Origin of the sequence: Vibrio sp. Vb1127, from assembly GCF_033338735.1 — a bacterium.
Taxonomy (GTDB): Bacteria; Pseudomonadota; Gammaproteobacteria; order Enterobacterales; family Vibrionaceae; genus Vibrio; species Vibrio alginolyticus.
Map to the genome: position 1 here is coordinate 357,124 of NZ_JAWOTF010000003.1, position 21,054 is coordinate 378,177.

21 protein-coding genes are annotated in these 21,054 nt (G+C 44.6%); 10 read left to right on the forward strand and 11 right to left on the reverse strand.

Annotated elements, in window-relative coordinates; genetic code table 11:
- Positions 1-42 precede the first annotated feature (42 nt).
- The 3 genes from R7H07_RS07740 to R7H07_RS07750 all read left to right on the forward strand — a co-directional run bounded on the left by R7H07_RS07740 (position 43) and on the right by R7H07_RS07750 (position 1,652).
- A complete protein-coding gene (locus tag R7H07_RS07740; RefSeq protein ID WP_206959565.1) occupies positions 43-573 on the forward strand; it encodes a hypothetical protein in 531 nt (176 codons plus the stop codon).
- Between the two features lie 191 nt (positions 574-764).
- Positions 765-1,157, forward strand: a complete 393-nt coding sequence (locus R7H07_RS07745; protein WP_031780223.1) for a DUF1353 domain-containing protein — start codon at positions 765-767, stop codon at positions 1,155-1,157.
- An 84-nt stretch (positions 1,158-1,241) separates the two neighbouring features.
- Positions 1,242-1,652, forward strand: a complete 411-nt coding sequence (locus R7H07_RS07750) for a GNAT family N-acetyltransferase (protein WP_005391824.1) — start codon at positions 1,242-1,244, stop codon at positions 1,650-1,652.
- Between the two features lie 73 nt (positions 1,653-1,725).
- Here R7H07_RS07750 and R7H07_RS07755 read toward each other — a convergent pair whose 3' ends face one another.
- Together R7H07_RS07755 and fadE are read right to left on the reverse strand one after the other, a co-directional pair.
- Complete coding sequence (locus tag R7H07_RS07755; protein WP_005391826.1) at positions 1,726-3,501, reverse strand: SulP family inorganic anion transporter; 1,776 nt, start codon at positions 3,499-3,501, stop codon at positions 1,726-1,728.
- A gap of 202 nt (positions 3,502-3,703) precedes the next feature.
- Positions 3,704-6,148, reverse strand: coding sequence for an acyl-CoA dehydrogenase FadE (gene fadE, locus R7H07_RS07760; RefSeq protein WP_005385392.1), 2,445 nt, complete (start codon positions 6,146-6,148; stop codon positions 3,704-3,706).
- A gap of 376 nt (positions 6,149-6,524) precedes the next feature.
- Between fadE and lpcA the strand changes: the two genes are divergently transcribed.
- Together lpcA and R7H07_RS07770 are read left to right on the forward strand one after the other, a co-directional pair.
- Complete coding sequence (gene lpcA, locus R7H07_RS07765; protein WP_005380392.1) at positions 6,525-7,100, forward strand: D-sedoheptulose 7-phosphate isomerase; 576 nt, start codon at positions 6,525-6,527, stop codon at positions 7,098-7,100.
- A gap of 50 nt (positions 7,101-7,150) precedes the next feature.
- Entirely contained in the window at positions 7,151-7,996 is an 846-nt protein-coding gene (locus tag R7H07_RS07770; protein WP_005380394.1) for a class II glutamine amidotransferase, read from the forward strand.
- A gap of 389 nt (positions 7,997-8,385) precedes the next feature.
- Here R7H07_RS07770 and purN read toward each other — a convergent pair whose 3' ends face one another.
- On the reverse strand, positions 8,386-9,042 hold the full coding sequence (gene purN / locus R7H07_RS07775; RefSeq protein WP_025768256.1) for a phosphoribosylglycinamide formyltransferase: 657 nt from the start codon (positions 9,040-9,042) through the stop codon (positions 8,386-8,388).
- Positions 9,043-9,193: 151 nt separating this feature from the next.
- Positions 9,194-10,234: a phosphoribosylformylglycinamidine cyclo-ligase gene (purM, locus tag R7H07_RS07780; protein ID WP_130545964.1), complete on the reverse strand. Its 1,041-nt coding sequence runs from the start codon at positions 10,232-10,234 to the stop codon at positions 9,194-9,196.
- 179 nt (positions 10,235-10,413) lie between these two features.
- Between purM and upp the strand changes: the two genes are divergently transcribed.
- On the forward strand, positions 10,414-11,040 hold the full coding sequence (upp, locus tag R7H07_RS07785) for a uracil phosphoribosyltransferase (RefSeq protein WP_005380401.1): 627 nt from the start codon (positions 10,414-10,416) through the stop codon (positions 11,038-11,040).
- 116 nt (positions 11,041-11,156) lie between these two features.
- Here upp and R7H07_RS07790 read toward each other — a convergent pair whose 3' ends face one another.
- Positions 11,157-12,410, reverse strand: coding sequence for a uracil-xanthine permease family protein (locus tag R7H07_RS07790; protein ID WP_005389855.1), 1,254 nt, complete (start codon positions 12,408-12,410; stop codon positions 11,157-11,159).
- Positions 12,411-12,775: 365 nt separating this feature from the next.
- Here R7H07_RS07790 and R7H07_RS07795 point away from each other — a divergent pair, with 365 nt between their 5' ends.
- Positions 12,776-13,984 carry a DUF2066 domain-containing protein gene (locus tag R7H07_RS07795; protein ID WP_206959564.1) on the forward strand — a complete coding sequence of 403 codons (1,209 nt, stop codon included), beginning with the start codon at positions 12,776-12,778 and terminating at the stop codon, positions 13,982-13,984.
- A gap of 140 nt (positions 13,985-14,124) precedes the next feature.
- Here the strand turns inward: R7H07_RS07795 and R7H07_RS07800 are convergent, their stop codons facing one another.
- The 4 genes from R7H07_RS07800 to R7H07_RS07815 are packed head-to-tail and all read right to left on the reverse strand — an operon-like array spanning position 14,125 to position 16,976.
- Entirely contained in the window at positions 14,125-14,565 is a 441-nt protein-coding gene (locus tag R7H07_RS07800) for a DUF2069 domain-containing protein (RefSeq protein WP_005380407.1), read from the reverse strand.
- Positions 14,566-14,587: 22 nt separating this feature from the next.
- Positions 14,588-15,157 (reverse strand): NAD(P)H:quinone oxidoreductase, encoded by a 570-nt coding sequence (wrbA, locus tag R7H07_RS07805; protein ID WP_005380409.1) that lies wholly within the window; start codon positions 15,155-15,157, stop codon positions 14,588-14,590.
- Positions 15,158-15,508: an arsenate reductase (glutaredoxin) gene (gene arsC, locus R7H07_RS07810; protein WP_005380410.1), complete on the reverse strand. Its 351-nt coding sequence runs from the start codon at positions 15,506-15,508 to the stop codon at positions 15,158-15,160.
- A gap of 16 nt (positions 15,509-15,524) precedes the next feature.
- A complete protein-coding gene (locus R7H07_RS07815) occupies positions 15,525-16,976 on the reverse strand; it encodes a tetratricopeptide repeat protein (protein ID WP_005394337.1) in 1,452 nt (483 codons plus the stop codon).
- A 257-nt stretch (positions 16,977-17,233) separates the two neighbouring features.
- Between R7H07_RS07815 and R7H07_RS07820 the strand changes: the two genes are divergently transcribed.
- Positions 17,234-17,470 (forward strand): sulfurtransferase TusA family protein, encoded by a 237-nt coding sequence (locus R7H07_RS07820; RefSeq protein WP_005380414.1) that lies wholly within the window; start codon positions 17,234-17,236, stop codon positions 17,468-17,470.
- Position 17,471: 1 nt separating this feature from the next.
- Entirely contained in the window at positions 17,472-18,545 is a 1,074-nt protein-coding gene (locus R7H07_RS07825; RefSeq protein ID WP_005380416.1) for an AI-2E family transporter, read from the forward strand.
- Positions 18,546-18,622: 77 nt separating this feature from the next.
- On the opposite strand, the gene bcp is transcribed toward R7H07_RS07825, so the two are convergent.
- Entirely contained in the window at positions 18,623-19,093 is a 471-nt protein-coding gene (gene bcp / locus R7H07_RS07830; protein ID WP_005380418.1) for a thioredoxin-dependent thiol peroxidase, read from the reverse strand.
- A 16-nt stretch (positions 19,094-19,109) separates the two neighbouring features.
- Positions 19,110-19,652 (reverse strand): glycine cleavage system protein R, encoded by a 543-nt coding sequence (locus tag R7H07_RS07835; RefSeq protein ID WP_005380420.1) that lies wholly within the window; start codon positions 19,650-19,652, stop codon positions 19,110-19,112.
- A 474-nt stretch (positions 19,653-20,126) separates the two neighbouring features.
- Between R7H07_RS07835 and dapA the strand changes: the two genes are divergently transcribed.
- Positions 20,127-21,005 (forward strand): 4-hydroxy-tetrahydrodipicolinate synthase, encoded by an 879-nt coding sequence (gene dapA / locus R7H07_RS07840; RefSeq protein ID WP_047102853.1) that lies wholly within the window; start codon positions 20,127-20,129, stop codon positions 21,003-21,005.
- Positions 21,006-21,054: the final 49 nt, after the last annotated feature.

The window sequence follows — 21,054 nt, forward strand, 5'->3', positions numbered from 1 at the left end:
TGTGACTAACTTTCAAAATAATCAATTAAAGATAAAGAAATAATGAATAAAATTTTAGCTTTTTTTTGTGCAGTGATAATTGTAGGTTGCTCTTCTATTGGTAATGGTATTAATAATCCAGATGCGGGAAGTAATAATTTAAAATCACTTGATACCTTCACTTTTGATCCCTTAAGTAAAATCCAAAAAGTAGAAATACCAACTTATTATGATGGCTTGTTTGATACAGCAAGACCCTATTTAGATGAAAAGTACCCTTACACTTATGTCAGTAAACCTCAAGCATACATAATTGATGACGAGATTATTTCTTTTGCTCCCTGGTTTCCTGTCGAAGGAAGGTTTACGGTTTTTCCGACCGCTCACTATATAGTTATAACTCAAGAAACCGAGAGTGGCTTAGTCTCCGCACGATTTAATCATGAACAAGTAATTAAGCTGTTAAGTGAAGAGTATAAAATTACTGAGCATACAAGTCCGTTTTTTCATTATGTTCTAGAGGTTTCTCCAAGTGAACAAGCCAATTTTGTAGAAGATATCCATAAAAAATTGAGTAGACTTCCTTCAGAATAAGGATTGCTGGTTGAATTTTGATCAATAAAGTCAGGGATTCTGGCTTTATTGATTGCATGGAGTTCTATTTATATTGATTTGGGCTTTGTAATAGGTAGTACGCCATAATAACAAGAGCCGATCTTGTAGGGTTTCTGGATAAATATTCAGCTGTGCGTGATAAATAAGAATAAGTAAACGCGAGGTCTCTGATGAAATACAAAAAGCGTCAGAAGTATAAATACACTCTCCATTCTGAAGAAAAGATTGAGACTCACATTTCAGTGAGTAACGCGTATGACAGCCCTTTTCTTAGTTTGTCCAAACAAGGCGTGTTAACGATTAAAAAGGGCTATGCATGGGATGGAGCGAGTGGGCCAGCGTTAGACACAAAAAACATTATGAAAGCTTCTTTAGTGCATGATGCTCTTTACCAACTCATGAGGGAAGAGGTGTTGCCACAAAGTGCTCGAAAGCATGCGGATACGTTGTTGAGAGAAACATGTTTAGAAAAAGGAATGTCTAGCTTCAGAGCAACTTATATCTATTATGGCGTCAGAGTTGTCGGTAGCTTCTTTTCTAGACCTGATACTTTGTGTGCTTAATGGGAACATCTTTCCAACGTTTAACTGTTTATTCATACAGTTTAGTTATGTAAGCTCCAAGGTGATACAAAGGAGTAGTACATAATGACAATAAGATATGAAGAGCATGTGCCAAGCCCGAAAGAATACTGTGATATGCGTATCAAAGCCGGGCTATCACCCAAATCGTTGAAAGCTGCTGAAATTGGTCTACCCAATTCGTTATATGGCGTATCTGTTCGGGATGAAGGAAAGCTCATTGCAATGGGTCGGGTTGTTGGTGACGGGGCGTGTAACTTCGAAATTGTCGACGTTGCCGTTGATTCTGATTATCAAGGCAACGGTTTAGGTAGAAAAGTCATGGAATACATCGACGGTTATCTTTCATCTGTTGCACTTGAAGGCTCTTACGTTTCTATGATTGCTGATGAACCGGTCTTTTACGAAAAGCTTGGTTATAGGCTGGTGGCTCCTAAAAGCCAAGGGATGACAAAAAAGTTTAAGCCAAAGGCGTAACACGTATTCAGCTGTGAAGATAAGCACTAGAAAACAGGAGTTTAATTTCCTGTTTTCTATATTAAATTTGTATTTAAGCCACTTCTGGAATTGGTTTGGGTGGCTGCTCTAAATCAGGCTCTTTTTGAACAGTAGGAATTTGTCCCTCACCCACAGCACTGATGTAACAGCCACTAAGTTTAATGGCAAGGTACATATCAGCTCGCAGTAAGATGCCTCCTTCACTGGTGCTGATACCAGTAAGCTCACACCATTGACGAAGACGTCGTTTCCTTCCTGCGAGGATTAAGCGTACACCTCTCTTTTTCAAAGTATTGTGAATATCTGCCAGTGTTGCCATCACACTGAGATCCAAGTGAGTAAAGCTCGATACGGCGTCGATGACAACGCAACTTGCGTCTTTGTGATGCTCTGCCTGCTCTAACACTCTACGTTTAAAGTAAGGAGCATTGAAGTAAGTTAGCGGTGAGTTAAAGCGGTAAATCACCATTCCAGGAATAGGCGAAGCTTTTCCTGAGTCGTCGATGGTCCGAATGGTACCTTTTTCATCCAAGCCAAGTAGCTGATCACTCGGTCGCATGACAATCCGTAAAAATTGAAACAGCCCTAGCAATACCGCCAAAGTGATCCCCGGTATTACACCCACGATCAACACAGAAATAAAAGTAATGATGGCCAGATAAAATGCATCTTTGTCACGAGATTTTAATTTCCAAATTGCTTTAAGATCGAGCAGCGATAGGGACGCAATGATCAATACAACACCAAGTGAAGAGATAGGGATGAACTGCAAAGGCTCGTAAATAAATACCGCAATAATGGCAATGGTGATTGCGGCGACAATCGAAACTAATTGAGATTTACCGCCATTTGCATCATTGACGGCTGTGCGTGAGTCAGCGCCGCTTATCGCGAAACCTTGCGAAAACGCTGAGGCAATGTTGGCAAAACCCAACGCCTGAAACTCTTTATTAGCATCAATATCATAACCGTTTTTAGCAGCGAAACTGCGGGCGGTGAGCATCATGCTAACAAAACTGACAATCGCAAGGTTGAGAGCCGGGACCACTAGTTCACGAACTTCACCTAGCTCAAACTCCGGTGTTTGAAACTGAGGGAAGCCACCTTGAGTGAGTCCGACAACCGATACGCCCATCTCTTGTAAATGGAAAAACCAAACTGACGCAGTAGTTACGAGGATCGCCAGCATGGCAGCAGGCCAAGTTGGTCGGTAGCGTTTGGTGAGCAAATAAACGACAACTGTCACGATACTCAGAGTTACAGTAGGCCAATGAAGATCGGTTAATCGTTGTGGAGCTTCCCATAAACGTTCCAGTAAATAACGTTGCTCGTATTTCAAACCGACTACTTTCGCAAACTGACCAACGATAATTGTGAGAGCAACACCGTTGAGTAGACCCAAAAGAATCGGACGAGAAAGGAAATCTGCAAATACCCCTAGCTTGAAACGACTTGCCAGTACACACCAAATCCCCGTCATCGCTGTCATGGTCATAACCAACTGCCAATGTTTTGTGGGGTCACCTGCGGCAAGTGGTGTCACAACAGCAGCAATCACTGCACAGGTTGCTGCATCGGGTCCGACAATGAGTTGTCGAGATGTGCCCATCATGGCGTAAACCAACATTGGCAGTACACACGAATACAGACCGACAATTGCGGATACACCAGTTAACTGTGCGTAAGCTATGGCAACTGGCAGTGCAACCGCGACAACAGAAAAGGCGGCTCTAAAGTCGTTAACAAACCATTCTTTTTGATAATGCTTAAGCTGAACAAGCCCTGGGAACCACTGTGCGAGTAATATTTTAGCCAACGGATTTACCATATATGTGAGTGAGTTACTTAAAGTATACACCGCTTAGTTGGAACGTCTGTGAGTTAGTTATCACTGGAAATCGGGAGAAAGATTGGAGTGCGAGGATTTTATTGCGCAGGGGGGCTTTGTAGTGTGAGGTGTTATGAATCCGATTCTGGAAGCAATAAAAAACGGGAGCTGATACTCCCGTTTGTGGTCTCAGATTCTAGAGTTACGCGACACTATCCATCTGAGGGTATAGCGGCTTTGCGGCAAGCAGTTCCGGCTCAAAATCGTCAACGTTGATTGTATCTAGACGATGCTGCTCCGCTTCTCTGAGTAGATCGGCTTCTTCTTGCGTGATAAAGCCTTGCTCTAGCCCTTCCTGAGCAATCATATCCAAACGTAAGAATGGGCGACGCTTACCTTGCGCTTTACATACTTTGTCAAACACAGGTTCAGCTTGAAGAATGACTGACAGCGCAAGCTCAATCTTACCTGCTGCGTTGTGCTCGGTTGGTTCAAGGTATTGACCGCGACCAATGCGTGAGCGCGTTGCACTTGGCGTTTGTAGAATGCGCGCCACTTTACTGTCTAGTTTATCGCTTGGTGCTTTGCGTACGCGACCAAATGGCATGATTAATACGCGTAGCGCACGGCCAATTACTTTGTTCGGGAAGTTTGCTAAGAATTCATCTACTGCCACTTCCGCTTGTTTCAAACTGTCTTGTAGACCCCAGTGTACTAATGGTAAATCTTCGACTGGACGGCCATCTTGCTCAAAACGTTTCAACGTCGCAGAGCTCAAATATAGCTGGCTTAGAATGTCACCAAGACGTGCTGATAGACGCTCTTTACGCTTCAAAGAGCCACCTAGCACTGCCATTGAGATATCCGATAGCAGAGCAAGGTTTGCACTGTAACGGTTCAATTGTTGATAGTAACGCTTGGTTGCATCTTTGGTTGGTGATGAAGAGCCCAGACCGTCGCTCAAACCAAACCAGATACTGCGCACTAGGTTACTCATTGTAAAGCTCACGTGACCAGCAAGCGCTTTATCAAATTTCTCGACAGCATTACTTGCTTCAGAATACGCCGCGTTCATTTCTTCAAGAACGTACGGATGGCAACGGATTGCGCCTTGGCCAAAGATGATCATTGAGCGTGTTAGAATGTTAGCACCCTCAACCGTTACTGCGATTGGCGCACCTTGGTAACCACGAGCTAGGAAGTTAGAAGGTCCCATACAGATACCTTTACCGCCTACGATGTCCATTGCATCGATGATGCTTTGCTGGCCGCGGTGCGTACAGTGATACTTCACGATAGCTGAGATTACTGATGGCTTTTCACCTAAGTCGATACCCGCAACGGTTAAGTTGCTTGCTGCATCCATCACGTAAGCATTACCACCCAAGCGTGCTAATGGTTCTTCAACTCCTTCCATATGGCCGATCGGCTGTTTGAACTGACGGCGAATACGTGAGTAAGCACCGGTTGCCATTGCCGCAGTTTTGATGCCACCTGTTGAGTTTGAAGGTAGCGTGATACCACGTCCAACCGACAGACACTCAACCAGCATACGCCAACCTTGGCCCGCCATTTTTTCGCCACCGATAATGAAATCGATAGGAACAAAGATGTCTTTACCGCGCGTTGGACCATTTTGGAATGGCACATTGAGTGGGAAGTGTCGGTTACCAATCTCAACACCTTTGACATCAGTTGGGATAAGCGCACAAGTGATGCCAAGATCTTCTTTGTCGCCTAGCAAACCTTCAGGATCGCGAAGTTTAAATGCTAAGCCTAGTACCGTTGCGACTGGCGCTAGGGTGATGTAGCGCTTGTTCCAAGTCAGGCGCATACCCAGTACTTCTTTTCCTTCCCATTCGCCTTTACAGACCACACCGTAATCTGGAATAGATCCAGCGTCAGAACCCGCTTCTGGACTTGTTAGGGCGAAACAAGGGATTTCCTTACCTTCAGCTAGACGCGGTAAGTAATGATTTTTCTGATCTTCAGTACCGTAGTGTTGCAGTAGCTCACCTGGGCCCAAAGAGTTAGGAACACCAACGGTAGACGATAGAACGCCAGAAACACCCGTTAATTTTTGTAGTACCAAAGATTGCGCGTATGCTGAGAATTCCAGACCACCGTACTTTTTCTTAATGATCATGGCGAAGAACTTATGATCTTTCAGGTATTGCCAAACTTCTGGCGGTAAGTCCGCGAGTTCATGGGTCACTTGGAAATCACTCACCATGGCGCACACTTCATTCACAGGGCCGTCTAAAAAGGCTTGTTCTTCCGCACTTAACTTAGGTGCTTGAATCGCGTGTAGCTTTTGCCACTCTGGTTTGCCTTTAAATAGTTCGGCTTCCCACCAGACGGTACCTGCGTCTAACGCTTCTTTTTCGGTTTGAGACATAGCTGGCAGCACTTTCTTGAAAAGCACTAACGCTTTGCGGCTAATTAAAGACTGACGTACGCCAGGAACCGCTAGCACAGCTGCGGCGAGAACGTAAATCGCCCAACCAATAACGCCGACAGTACCAGCTACTGTAAGAGCCAGCATGGCTGCGGTGAGTAAGCTAATAGATTTCACGAGAGACATGCGGTGGTAGAGCGTAATGCCTAGCACGATCGCCATCGTGATGATTGAGAGCAAGATGTCCATATGTATTTTCCTTTTCAGACTTTATAAGTTTTGTACGTCTGTATGTTAGGTAAGAGGTCTAACCAGTTGGTTTAAGTGTAATCAAAATATTAAGGAAATGTAAAACATAAGATTGGATAAAAAGTGATCTAAGTAGAGTTAAAATTCTAAAGTTGAGATTTGAGTGATGGTTTCATGAGCAAGTTGACAAGTTTATTACCATCACTAATCTAAATCTGTTGGTTCACTATCGACACTAATTCTCGTTTGTGGGTAAACTCAGAGTAATCAAACCCGAGTTCAGGTTTATGAAATGTCCGATACCAAATTGGTATCAGAACAATTTGCTCAGTGAGTCAAGAGCTGACTGAAGCCGAAATAATAAAGAGAACGTCTTATGTACCATGATCTGATTAGAAGTGAATTAAACGAAGCTGCTGAAGTGCTCAACAAATTTTTAAGCGATGACCATAACATTGCGCAAATCGAAGCAGCGGCGAAAATGATTGCTGACTCATTCAAGCAAGATGGTAAAGTATTGTCGTGTGGTAACGGTGGTTCTCACTGTGATTCAATGCACTTTGCCGAAGAGCTAACAGGCCGTTACCGAGAAAATCGTCCTGGCTATGCTGGTATTGCTATTTCAGATCCAAGCCACCTTTCTTGTGTGAGTAATGACTTTGGTTATGACTTCGTGTTTTCACGCTATGTAGAAGCGGTTGGTCGAAAAGGTGACGTACTGTTTGGTCTGTCGACGTCAGGTAACTCAGGTAACATCCTGAAAGCGATTGAAGCAGCACAAGCGAAAGGCATGAAGACGATTGCGCTAACAGGTAAAGATGGCGGCAAAATGGCAGGCCTTGCAGATATTGAAATCCGCGTGCCACACTTTGGTTATGCAGACCGCATTCAGGAAATTCATATTAAGATTATTCATATCATCATTCAGTTGATCGAAAAAGAGATGGAATAATCGTTTACGGCCACCGTTTCGAGCTGTGTTGTTAGGGAGTTTTTTAAACCATGTGTGAATTGCTCGGTATGAGCGCTAATGTTCCAACGGATATTTGTTTCAGTTTTACTGGGCTCATGCAGCGTGGAGGTCGAACCGGCCCACACCGTGACGGATGGGGGATCACCTTCTACGAAGGGAAGGGCTTTCGAACCTTCAAAGATCCCAAGCCAAGTTGTGAGTCTAAAATTGCAGAGTTGGTACAAAATTATCCCATCAAAAGTCGTGCGGTCGTTAGTCATATCCGACAGGCGAATCGTGGTGGTGTTAATTTAGAAAATACTCATCCCTTTACACGTGAGCTGTGGGGTAGGTATTGGACGTTTGCGCATAACGGTCAGCTTTCTGGCTATCAAGACTTGCATACAGGTCGACATCGACCTGTCGGTGAAACAGATAGTGAACTGGCATTTTGCTGGTTATTGAAGCAAATGGAAGATCGATATCCTGAGCCACCAAAGGATATGGAGTCGGTATTCTTATATGTTGCTAAATGTTGTGATGAGCTAAGAGAGAAGGGTGTATTTAACATGCTTCTGAGTGATGGTGAGTATGTAATGACGTATTGCACCAATCATTTGTATTGGATCACAAGACGCGCACCGTTTGGAAAAGCCGCGTTGCTTGATGAAGATGTGGAAATTAACTTCCAAGAAGAAACAACGCCACACGATATCGTTTCTGTGATCGCAACTCAACCTTTGACGGGCAACGAAGCTTGGCAGCGTATGAAACCTGGCGAATACGGCTTGTTTCACCTAGGTGAACTAGTCAAAAATAATGCCTCTGAACTGGTAAATGTGCCGTTTGCGGCGGCTAAGCCGGGCAATCAAGCGCCAACCGAACCGTTAGAGTGATGGTCTCTTACTCTGAATATAAAAATAAAGCTCGCGATTAAGCGAGCTTTATTTTTATGCGTTTTAAACCGAGGGCGGATACGGATGAGCATTCTTACTTTCTAGAGTGCTGGTAGTAGAGTCCTAGTCTCGCTAAGGCTTGCTGTAAAGACGTAACTGATAGAAATTTCTCATAAAACACCTCGTCAGTCTGAACGGTGAAGAACGAACCAGATTCAGAATCTACTTTCCGAGTGTTATGTTACTCAAGTGGTTATGGGATTTTTTAGAATGTTGGGTTTTAGGTTTCTAGTCTCACCATGGTTTTCTTGAATCAAGTTTATAAGTATTAAAACAACCAAGAGCAGCCCTCAGGCTGCTCTTTTGTGCCTGGAGTTTATTATTCAGGGCTACTCATCTGAGGCGTACCCATGTACGCCAAGCTCTGCGCCATCTAAATAGGCTTTACCATCCTTCATGATCAACCGCTCGTCTACCAGCCACTTAGCCACCATAGGGTAGATTCGGTGCTCCTGCGCCTGAACACGTGCCGCAAGTACACTAGCATCATCGTCTTCGAACACAGGAACTTTTGCTTGCAGTATGACAGGGCCACCATCAAGCTCTTCCGTTACAAAGTGCACACTCGTACCATGTTCTTTATCGCCAGCATCAATTGCTCTCTGGTGTGTGTGTAGCCCAGGATATTTTGGTAGAAGAGAAGGGTGGATATTGATCATCTTACCCATGTAATGAGAAACAAATGCGCTGCTCAGAATGCGCATGTAACCAGCAAGAATAATCACGTCTGGTTGGTATTCATCTATTTGACTCATTAGCTCTGCATCAAAGCTTTCACGCGAGCTGAATGCTTTAGGGTCGACAAAGTGACCGTCTACATCAAACTTTTTTGCACGTTCTAAACCAAAAGCATCTGCTTTGTTAGAGAACACGGCTGCCACTCGTGCGTTTGGCATGCTGTCTTCGCAAGCTTCCAAGATAGCTTGCAGGTTACTTCCGTTACCCGAGATGAGGACCACAAAGTTTTTTAGGGTATGGTTTTTCATGATGTCGAGAGCGCCTTGGTATTGTAGGTTGGAGTTATGTAGCTTCTAAACTACCTACTAATAGAATGGTTTTTAGTGTTCTAGATAGCAAAATGAGGACCTAGTCATCTAGTGTCCTCATTCTTCTTATCTTTTGAGCTCGATTTGCAAATTATTGGATTTCAACTTGCTCTTCGTTCGCGTCTGCTTGTGCGACTTGACCAATCACCCACGCGTTTTCGCCTTCTTCTTTAAGAAGAGCAACTGCTGCGTCTGCCTGGTCTTTCGGTAGTGCGACGATTAGACCTACACCACAGTTGAATGTGCGGTACATTTCGTGTGTGTCGACGTTGCCTTTCTCTTGTAGCCACTTGAAGATAACTGGCCATTCCCAACTGTTACCATCGATAACTGCTTTCGTGCCTTCAGGCAGTACGCGTGGGATGTTTTCCCAGAAACCACCACCAGTGATATGAGAAATCGCATGGATGTCGTGTTTCTCAATCATCTTAAGTGCTGACTTGATGTAAATTTTTGTTGGTTCTAGTAGGTGCTCACCAATAGTGCGGCCTGCTAGCTCTTCGCTCTTATCTGCACCAGATACTTCTAGGATCTTACGGATAAGGGAGTAACCGTTTGAGTGTGGGCCGCTTGAGCCAACAGCGATAAGTGCATCACCAGCAGCGACTTTCGTGCCGTCAATCACGTCTTCTTTTTCTACTACGCCAACACAGAAACCAGCTACGTCGTAGTCTTCGCCTTCATACATGCCCGGCATCTCCGCAGTTTCGCCACCAATTAGGGCACAACCTGCTTGAACACACCCTTCTGCGATACCTGAAACAACATCCGCTGCGGTATCAACGTCTAGTTTGCCTGTTGCATAGTAATCTAGGAAAAACAGTGGCTCTGCCCCTTGCACGATAAGATCATTTACACACATTGCCACTAGGTCGATGCCAATCGTGTCGTGCTTATTCATATCCAGTGCTAGGCGAAGTTTGGTGCCAACGCCATCAGTACCAGAAACCAGTACAGGTTGTTTGTATTTAGTTGGCAATTCGCATAGCGCGCCAAAACCACCGATACCACCCATAACTTCAGGGCGACGAGTACGTTTTACCGCACCCTTAATACGATCCACAAGCGCGTTGCCTGCATCAATATCTACACCAGCGTCTTTATAGCTAAGAGAAGAGTTGTTACCACTCACAGGGAAGTCCTCGGTATTAAGTTGGATATGAAAACGGCGCTATTCTAACAGTGCTTAAACATAGATAGCAAACGTTTGCGTCTGTTTTTTTCTTTAGTGATTTATCCTGATATCCCTGTGAAAATCATGTATAATCTGAAGGTTTGTTTAAATATTGCCAACTATAGCCGGAGATGGACATGAAAGTTGTTGAAGTAAAGCACCCTCTAGTAAAACATAAAATTGGTCTAATGAGAGAAGGTGACATCAGCACAAAACGTTTTCGTGAGTTAGCGACTGAGGTCGGTAGCCTACTTACTTACGAAGCAACGTCAGACTTTGAAACAGAAAAAGTGACCATTGATGGTTGGAACGGTCCGGTAGAAGTAGACCAGATTAAAGGTAAAAAAGTAACCGTAGTGCCAATCCTACGTGCAGGTCTAGGCATGATGGATGGAGTTCTTGAGCACATGCCAAGCGCACGTATCAGTGTTGTGGGTATTTACCGTGATGAAGAAACGCTTGAGCCAGTTCCTTACTTCAACAAGCTTGCTTCAAACATCGAGGAGCGTATTGCGCTTGTTGTTGACCCAATGCTTGCAACAGGTGGTTCTATGATTGCTACGATCGATCTCCTAAAAGAGAAAGGTTGTAACCAAATCAAAGTGCTGGTACTTGTTGCTGCACCAGAAGGTATTGAAGCGCTAGAAAAAGCACACCCAGATGTTGAGCTATACACTGCGGCAATCGATGAGAAGCTTAATGACAAAGGCTACATCGTTCCGGGTCTAGGCGATGCAGGTGATAAGATCTTCGGTACTAAGTAATTCTTTGATGTATTACTATGACTGAACAGAAAAAGGCTTGGTGAAAACCAAGCCTTTTTTGTATCTACAAGAGGAGAAGAGTAAGACACGCCAACTAATAAAGCGGCGCAAACGAACTATTTCGCGCTTTCTTCTTCCATTTGTGCGTTATCCACAACGTGGTTTTCACCTAAATCGTTTGGTAGCACAAGGTTAAGAATAATTGCCACGATACCGCATAGGCTCACACCCTGTAGACTGAACTCACCAATACCGAAAGCCATACCACCAATGCCAAACACAAGTGTTACGGCAACAATCACTAGGTTACGAGACTTATGTAAATCAACGTTATTCTTGATCAGTGTGTTGAGGCCTACCGTTGCGATGGAGCCGAACAGCAGAATCATGATGCCGCCCATGACAGGAACTGGAATCGTTTGAAGAACCGCACCTAGCTTACCTACCAATGCAAGTACGATTGCGGTGATTGCTGCCCAAGTCATGATCACAGGGTTAAATGCTTTGGTTAGCATTACCGCTCCTGTTACTTCACTGTAAGTGGTGTTTGGTGGAGCACCCACCATCGAAGCTGCGATAGTTGCCACCCCGTCACCTGCGATTGTGCGATGAAGGCCTGGTTTTTTCAGGTAGTTTTTACCTGTAACGTTTGAGATGGCAAGCATGTCACCTACGTGCTCAACCGCAGGTGCGATAGCGACAGGAATCATGAACAAAATTGCGTTGATATTGAACTCTGGCGCGGTGAAGTTTGGCATGGCTAGCCAAGCCGCTTGTTCTACGGGAGTGAAATCAACCACCCCGTAGAATAGAGAAACAGAGTAACCAGCAAGAATACCACCAACAATAGGAACGAGCTTCAAAAAGCCTTTTGCAAAAACGCTGAGTACAATGGTTGTGAGCAGTGAGACCGCCGAGATAATGATCGCAGCATCACCATTAACTAGCTGTGCAGCTCCATCACCAGTTTTACCTACCGCCATGTTCACTGCTGTTGGGGCAAGGCCAAGGCCGATAACCATGATCACAGGGCCAACGACAACGGGCGGGAGAATTTTATGGATAAATCCAACACCACGCACTTTGATCATCGCCCCTAGAGCCACATAAACTAAGCCAGCTGCCATCAAGCCGCCCATCGTTGCACCGATACCCCAAGTTTGGATACCGAACATAATAGGAGCAATAAACGCAAAAGAAGAGGCAAGGAAGATGGGAACAGAACGTTTAGTCATTAATTGGAAGAGGAGGGTACCGACACCGGCACCAAAGAGGGCTACGTTTGGATCAAGGCCAGTTAGGAGCGGCACAAGCACCAAAGCACCAAAAGCGACAAAGAGCATTTGAGCGCCTTGTAACGCGTTTTTCATAATAATTCCCTATTTTCAAGATACGCAGACAAATCCGGCGAATACTATCATCCTGCAATCGTTTGCAATGTTGCATAGATCAAACTTTCGATTGAATTTTTCCCATAAATAGCACTTTTGAGAGTTGCTTGCTTGCAAATTGTCCTCTTTTACGTGTCTTGCGTGAAGATGAAAAATGGACAGCCTAACTTGTTGAGATAGCTTAATAAGCAATGAGTTTATTATAAAAAATAGCACTGAAGTGCTGGTTGAGGCCCGAGTTAACAAAGCTGGTCATAATACAGACAATTTACTCAGTACTTACCTTGCTCAAGATTTGATAGTTGCTTATTATTCGGGTTCTTGTTCAGAGGATTATAAAAACTATGCGCTATTTAGCTCTCTTACTGATAGGTTGGTTGTCCCTACCAGTACATGCATTAACTCAGGTGGATATCTATCGTGCCGAAGTGGTTATCGACAGTGAGCAGAACGACGGTGAGTCTTTGGCTCGTCAACAAGGTATGCAGGATGTGATTGTTCGAGCGACCGGTTCTCAATCCTCTTTAAGCAATCCAGTGATTAAAAAGGCACTCAGCTCAAGTGCGCGTTACATTTCTCAACTGAGCTATGGGCAGGTTGATGGAAAAGCGAGCCTAAAAATGTTGTTTAACAACGACCAAATCAGCTCTCTTTTAACACAAGCACAATTGCCATCTTGGTCGCCAAATCGTGCCAATATTTTAGTTTGGATGGTTGAAGAACAGGGTTACGATCGTAACATCGCGTGGGAGCATTCTGAATCTTCAAATGTTGCAGCACTTCGTAGCGCAGCGAAATTAAGAGGCCTACCAATCACTATCCCGGTTGGGGATTTTGATGATGTGACCGGTGTTAATGTCTCTGATCTTTGGGGCGGCTTTATTGAGCCAATTGGTCAAGCCAGCCAGCGTTACCCAGCTGACGCCGTTTTGGTTGTACGCGCTCAAGGTGAACAAATTCGTTGGACACTCTACGACCAGTCGCCAACGAGAATTGTAGAAGCGCAACGTTCTCCGCGTAGCGGTTCTGCATCAGGTGCTAATGCTATTGCAGAAATGGTGGATGGCATCGCAGACTACTATGCAAGTAAGAGTGCAGTTGTGGTTTCAGGAAAGTCTTCAAAAGCGCTAGCAGTGAAAGTCCTTAATGTAACCTCTGCCACGGACTTCTTCCGTTTAGAGAATGCGTTAAAACAACTTAATTCGGTTGCGGGTACAGAGATTAAGCGTGTTCAAGGGGACGAGTTAACGCTCAACATCCACCTTTTGGCATCACAACAAGCTTTTGAGAAAGAAGCTTCTTCTATTTCTCAGTTAATGGTTTTTGAAGATCCTTTAGGTGAAGTTGATGCCCCAGCTTCAACTCAAGAAGAAGAGCCATTGGTTCAGAGTAATGAAGCAAAAGACGCCGCGACGCCAAAAGAAGCGCAGCCTGAAGTACCAGTAGATATTGTGGCAGAAGCAAGTGACGAAACACAGCCAACTCAGCCGATGATTGTGGAGCCTGTCCGAGAACAGTATGACTTGATCTACGAGTGGCGCTCGGCATCGTAATCTCCTTGGTAGCGTTCCAGGCGTGAAACGCAAGGATCAAAGACCAATGTGGTAAGCATAAAAAAGAGTCGCAATAGCGACTCTTTTTGTTTTCTAAATTCGTATTCGAACCAATGATCAGTGATTGACTGCGATTGGCGTTATTTATTGAATTTCGCTTTTTCTTCTTTTTCTACTTGAGAGAGGCGTTTCAACTTAAGACCTAGCTCTTTGCCTCTCGCTCTAGCAAACAAAATATTACCAGCGAAACCGAGTGAAGTCAGTATCAGTTCCACTGCCGCAAGCCAGCGTTCACCCCCATCCACATAAAGGATGGTCAGCGCATGCAAGAAATACAGCATAAGAACAAAGTTAGCCCAAGCATGAGTGTAAGGCTTACCAGCTAAAATACCAGGCAACGGAAGTAGTAGCGGAATACACCAAGCAATAGCAAGTGTTGTGCTGCTGAGGTGAGGGTGAGGGGATAACGCAAGCTGCCAAATAGCGACCCAGGCTAATAAGGCTAAGTTGCCAAATAAAGCCAGGTAACGATAGGTTTTAGCCTGTGTACCGAGTGGTGTTTGGTCTAAAGAGTCAGACATCGATTAACTATCCTTGATTTTACTAACAGACTTTTAGTTTTAACGCTGCAGTTGCCAGCCTTTTGCCTAATTGTTGTGCCAGGCGAATCTCTTCACTGCTCAGGGTCGCCTCATGGCCTACACTGCTGGCGCCATACGGAGTGCCTCCGGACTGCGTAGTGTGTAACTCTGGCTCGGAATAAGGAATGCCCAAAACCATCATCCCGTGATGCAATAAAGGGGTCATCATGCTTTGTAACGTTGTTTCTTGACCACCATGCATCGAGGACGAAGAGGTAAAGACACAAGCAGGCTTATCGATTAAGTCACCACTGACCCATAAAGATGTAGTCTGATCCCAGAAGTGCTTTAAAGGCGCAGCCATGTTGCCAAACCAGACGGGGCTGCCAAACGCTAGACCGTCGCACGTTTTCAGTTCCTCTAGAGTAACAATTGGATCAGAAGGGGAGTGTGAGTGAGGTGACAATTCTTCAACTGTACGCAAAATTGCTTGGCATTGAGGAGTCGATTCGACTCCTCTTGCTATTTGTCTTGCCAGTTGTTTTGTCGAGCCATGACGGCTGAAATACAAAATAAGGATCTGGCAATCCATTTATAAAATATCCAACACTTGCTCTGGTGGGCGACCAATTTTTGCTTTGCCGTTAGCAACGACTACCGGACGCTCAAACAACTTTGGATTTTTCGCCATTGCTTCGAATAATTGCTCATCGCTGACGGAGTCTTCGCCTAAGCCAAGCTCTTTATATTCACTTTCTTTAGTGCGCATCATTTCACGTACAGATGAAAAGCCAAGCTGGGCGTACAGCGCTTTTAGTTCATCCACGTTAAGTGGTGTGTCTAGGTATTTGACGACTTCCGGTGTAACACCATTTTGCTCAAGCAGTTCAAGTGTTTGACGGCTCTTTGAGCAACGAGGGTTGTGATAAATCACGACTGACATGGTTTTCTCCATTTCGTTATTGTAATGCCATGAATCGATCTCTTTGGATCATGAGTTGGTCGATACGGGCATCGTATCGCGCTTGCTCTAAGCTGCCCAACTTGGCCATTTTACTTGCTTCACTATAATATTGAATCGCTTTATTCCAATTTGCTCGCAATGCCAAAATTTCTGCTCGAGCAGCCAACTCTTCATCGCTACGCCCCAGCGCGTGGTAGCTCTTCGATATTAGGTGCCAGCCATTTGTATCTTCAGGATAGTCATGAGTGTATCTTTGAAGAACTCGCGTGGCTTGATCGTTTTTATTGTCCTCAAGTAGCGCATTGGCGTAGTTAATGGTCAATACTTTATTTTGAGGGTTACGAGATAACGCTTTGCGGAGCATCTCGGTTGCTTTTTCTGGCTGCTTCTTCTCGATGTATAAATCCGTCATAGCGTCCAAGTAAAACGGGTTACTTGGGTCTTGTTCCAGTAACTTTTTCAAAATTGGTTCCGCTTGAGATAAGCGTTTATTGTCTAAATGCACGAGTGCTCGACCATAATCAAAAGCAGGTGTAATGTCCGCAGAGGCTTTCTTTTGGGTTCTCTCAAACCAGCTCAGGGCGGCTTGTCCATCAATGCCAGCGTAACGAGCCACAATGCGCGCGCGAGCTAGATGATAGTCTATTGAAGGCACAACACGCATTGGAGGATAGGTTCTTGCTCGCGCACGGCTATCGGTAATTCGATCTTCAGGCAAAGGGTGAGTCAGGAGCATTGGTGGCGGTTTACTCGCATAACGATACTCATCAGCAAGACGGCCAAAAAACCTTGGCATTGCTTGAACATCAAAGCCGGCTTTTGCTAGTGTCGAAATACCAAAGCGATCCGCTTCTTTTTCGTTTGCACGAGTGTAGTTGATTTGACTTTGCATGTTGCCCGCGGTTGCTGCTGTAATTGCAGCCATCCCCGCTTCGGGTGAGGCAATTGAAAGTAGTAGTGCCCCCGCAAGTGCGGCTAATGTGGCCGGAGAGCGACGCGCTTGTTCTTCCATACTCCGAGCAAGGTGACGTTGTGTGACGTGCGCTATCTCGTGAGCGACAACAGAGGCCAGCTCACTTTCTGAACGAGCATGAAGAAACAACCCAGAATGCAGCGCTACATAGCCACCAAAAAACGCGAATGCGTTGATATTACGGTCGCGAATCATAAAGAAGTGGAACGGCGTTTTTACATCATTCGCATTGGCCACTAATTTGTGCCCAAGAGAGTCAATATATTCATTGATGACAGGGTCATTAACGATAGGTTTACTGGCTCTGAGCATACGCATATAGGCGTCGCCATAAATCAACTCTTGGTCTATTGAAAGCGTGCCACCAGCAGCTGTGCCAATGTCTGGCAAATCAATGCTATTGGCATAAGTTGTCGGCGAACTGATGGCAGCAGCAAGACATAAGCAAACTAGCGAGCGAGTGCGTTTTAACATACGTTTACAAGGTTCTCCAAAATACATAAGCATGTGGTTACAGGTCGAGAGCCTATTAACAGCGCCACATACGTTTTGGTTATCCGTGAGGATATAAGCTAACAGTAAGACCGGAAATAAATGAATTGGTTTCGTAAATTATTTTATATCCGAGCTATTTCAGCATGTGGTTAAATCATGTCAGAAGTGCTAGCACCAGCTCAAAAAGCCGTTACAATACAACCCTATCATAAGTGCAGAGCAATACAATGGAATCCATGTTACTTGATTTGCGTGAGCAACGTTGTCCTATGGCACTGTTACTTGCAAAGCGTCATGCTGCTGAGGTCTTTCAAGGAGAAGCAAAGCAGTATCATCAACTTGTCATTCAAGTGGTGGACAACAGCTCTAAACGAGACATTGTGAACTATCTTAGTGCCCAAGGGTACTCAGTTGATTGCCAATCTACATCAGAGCACTACACATTGACTGTCTTCAATAAGGAATCCGCATAAGATGTTTGAAATGGTTAGTCGTTGGTATAAACGACGTTTCTCTGACCCTCACGCAGTAAGTCTCGTCGCGATCTTGCTGTTTGGCTTTATCACCATTTACTTCTTTGGACACTTGATTGCGCCATTACTTGTCGCGATCGTTTTGGCTTATCTACTTGAATGGCCAGTTGTCAAAATGTGTCGTATAGGCGTGCCGCGCACCTTGTCGGTTATTATCGTTATCTTGGTCTTTGTCGGGTTGATGTTAATTGCGTTGTTTGGCTTGGTTCCGACGATTTGGACTCAGGTCGGTAATCTAATTAACGATATTCCGAACATGTACAACGGGCTACAAAAGTTTATTGTCACATTGCCAGAGCGCCATCCTGAACTAGCCAATTTAGAAATAGTAGAAACCGTGGTGACGAACGCCAAAAACCAAGCACTGGGGCTGGGTGAAAGTGTCGTCAAAGGGTCGCTTGCTTCATTAGTTAGCATTGCAACGCTAGCGGTATATTTGATCTTAGTGCCACTCCTTATCTTCTTTTTGCTTAAAGACAAAGAAGAAATGCTGCGAATCGCAAGCGGTATTCTGCCGAAAAACCGTAAATTGGCGAATAAAGTTTGGCATGAAATGAACGAGCAGATATCAAATTACATTCGCGGTAAAGTGTTAGAGATTTTAATCGTGGGCGGTGTGAGCTACGTGACTTTTGCCCTTTTAGATCTTCGTTACTCGGCGTTGCTTGCCGTAGCCGTTGGTCTGTCGGTTTTGATTCCTTATATCGGTGCGGCGGCTGTTACTGTACCTGTTGCTATCGTTGGTTTGTTCCAATGGGGTTTAACGCCTCCGTTTTATTGGTTGTTGCTTGCTTACGGTATTATCCAGGCGCTGGATGGTAATGTGTTGGTTCCTGTTCTGTTTTCCGAGGCAGTAAACTTACACCCAGTTGCTATCATTGTGGCTGTATTAGTCTTTGGTGGGCTGTGGGGTTTTTGGGGGGTGTTCTTCGCCATTCCTTTAGCGACATTAGTCAAAGCCGTATGGCATGCATTACCAAGCACGGAAGAAAACGAACCTGTCGAACAAGAGTAGTTGTTACCAAAGGTACGATGGTTAAAAGAAAGCCCAGCAGTTTGCTGGGCTTTTTGTTTGTAGAAAAACAATAGCGTTTAAGCGTTTTCGTTTAAGTAGTTTAATACGACTTCGTGGTGATCTTTGGTTTTGAACTTGTTGAACACATGTTCGATCACGCCTTCTTCATTGATCAGAAAGCTAATGCGGTGAAGACCGTCGTATACTTTGCCCATGAATTTCTTTTCGCCCCAAACGCCGAACTGGTCAGCAACGGCATGGTCTTCATCAGAAAGCAGAGTGAAGTTTAAATCATCGCGCTCGATGAACTTGCCTAGGCGCTTTACAGGGTCGATGCTTACGCCGAGTACCACCACGTTATGTGCATCGAGTTCAGCTTTGATGTCACGAAGGCCTTTTGCTTGTGTAGTACAACCCGGCGTCATCGCCTTAGGGTAAAAGTAGAAAAGTACTTTCTTGCCTTTAAAGTCTTCAAGAGAAACGGTATTTCCGTCTTGGTCGAGCAAAGAGAAGGCTGGCGCTGGCGAGCCTGCTGTCAGCGTATTCATTTTGATTTCCTTTACTTTATAGTGTGTTTTTAATGAAATTCAGAGAACCTTGTACGTTGAGCGACTTACAAAGTTCATCGAAGTCTTCTTGTAACTGCATCAAATTAAAATCCGCGCTTACAGATGCAGTAATCGCAATGTGAAACTGGTCAGAATCGAGTTGAATTTTCGACTTGCTGATGGTTTGCGCGCTAAGAGAGTCTAAACCAATCTGCTGATCAGCGAAGAACTTAGTAAATTTTTCAGTTAACCCAGGGCGGTCTTCAGACTCAATAAACACTTCCATGGTGTAGCTGTTATCGAGCAGTTCGTGCGCCGCTGTGCGTTTCATGATCGTAATAAGGTCATGTTCTTGGCCAAGCAGGGGCAATTGCGTTTCAACTCGAGTCACGCTGCTGGCGTTCCCAGTCAGGAGCATGATCAGCGTAAATTCGCTGCCAAAGATAGCGATACGGCTATCGACTATGTTACAACCAGCTTGAGTAACGAGCTGTACGACTTGGTTACAAATGCCTGGACGGTCCGTTCCAACTGCTGTAAGTACCAGATGTTGCTTCATAAATGAGCTTCTTGTCCTTTCTTCAATAGAGAGATGTTAGCACAGATATTGCGAAGAAATATCGAGCCAGTTCTTTTTAGTCTATAAAAAGCAGGAGGATGTTGAGGGGAGTGGTGGGAAATAAACAGTAAATGCAGGCTGTAGGATAAACAAAACGTTTGCATGATGTGCTTGCCTATTGTCTGGCCGTTTTATTCACTTAGATCTGACTTGGCTAACAAGACCAAAGAGTATATTTTCCTTGCTTGTGCTCTTCAGTATTTTCCAAATCACTGATAGATTCTAAAGTCACTCGAAAGCCCAACACGATTATCAATATTGCCGTTAATCAAACCAAATAGAGCAATTAAGTTGCTAGACCTCTAACAACTGGTAATTATTCATTCATTTGTACTTTGTAAGCGAGTTTACGCTCTTGTGTTTTTCAATCGCATTACAGTACCATGCAGAAAGAGTTAAATGAGGGAGATAAACATGTTTTCAGGAAGTATCGTAGCGCTGATTACGCCATTCAAAGCAGATGGCGAAGTAGACTTTGACGGTCTGCAAAAGCTAGTAGAGTACCACGTTGAAGCGGGTACAGACGGTATTGTGGCAGTAGGCACAACAGGTGAGTCAGCGACACTGACCATTGAAGAGCATGTAAAGGTCGTTAATAAAACTGTTGAGTTTGCCGACGGTCGCATCCCTGTGATTGCTGGCACGGGTGCAAATGCAACCCATGAGGCAGTAACATTTAGCAAATTACTGGCTGATTCTGGTATTGCTGGCTTCCTGAGTGTGACACCGTATTACAACAAACCAACTCAAGAGGGTTTGTTTCTACATTACAAGGCAATTGCCGAAGCGAGTGATGTGCCTCTAATTTTGTACAACGTACCAGGCCGTACTGCTGTTGATATGCAGCCAGAAACAGTGGCACGCTTGTCAAAGCTTGATAATATCGTAGCTCTAAAAGATGCAACGGGCGATTTGGAACGAATTGCAATTCATCGTGAACTTTGTGGCGAAGATTTTATCTTACTAAGTGGCGATGATGCGACAGGGCTGGATTTTGTGAAACTTGGCGGCAATGGTGTTATCTCGGTAACGAACAATATTGCAGCTAAAGACATGGCAGACATGTTCCATTTGGCAAGTGAAGGTAAGTACGAAGAAGCAGAAGCGATTAACCAACGCTTGATGACTCTACACAAAAACCTTTTCATCGAAGCAAGCCCTATCCCAGTAAAATGGGCAGCGCAAAAGCTTGGTTTGATTGAAGAAGGTGGTTTGCGTCTTCCTTTAACTACGCTTTCTGAAAAATCGCAGCCGATCGTCGAGCAGTCGCTAACAGACGCCCATATTTATTAAGATTGAGCTATTAAGATTGAGTTACTAGGATTGAAGTTCATACTGGGGG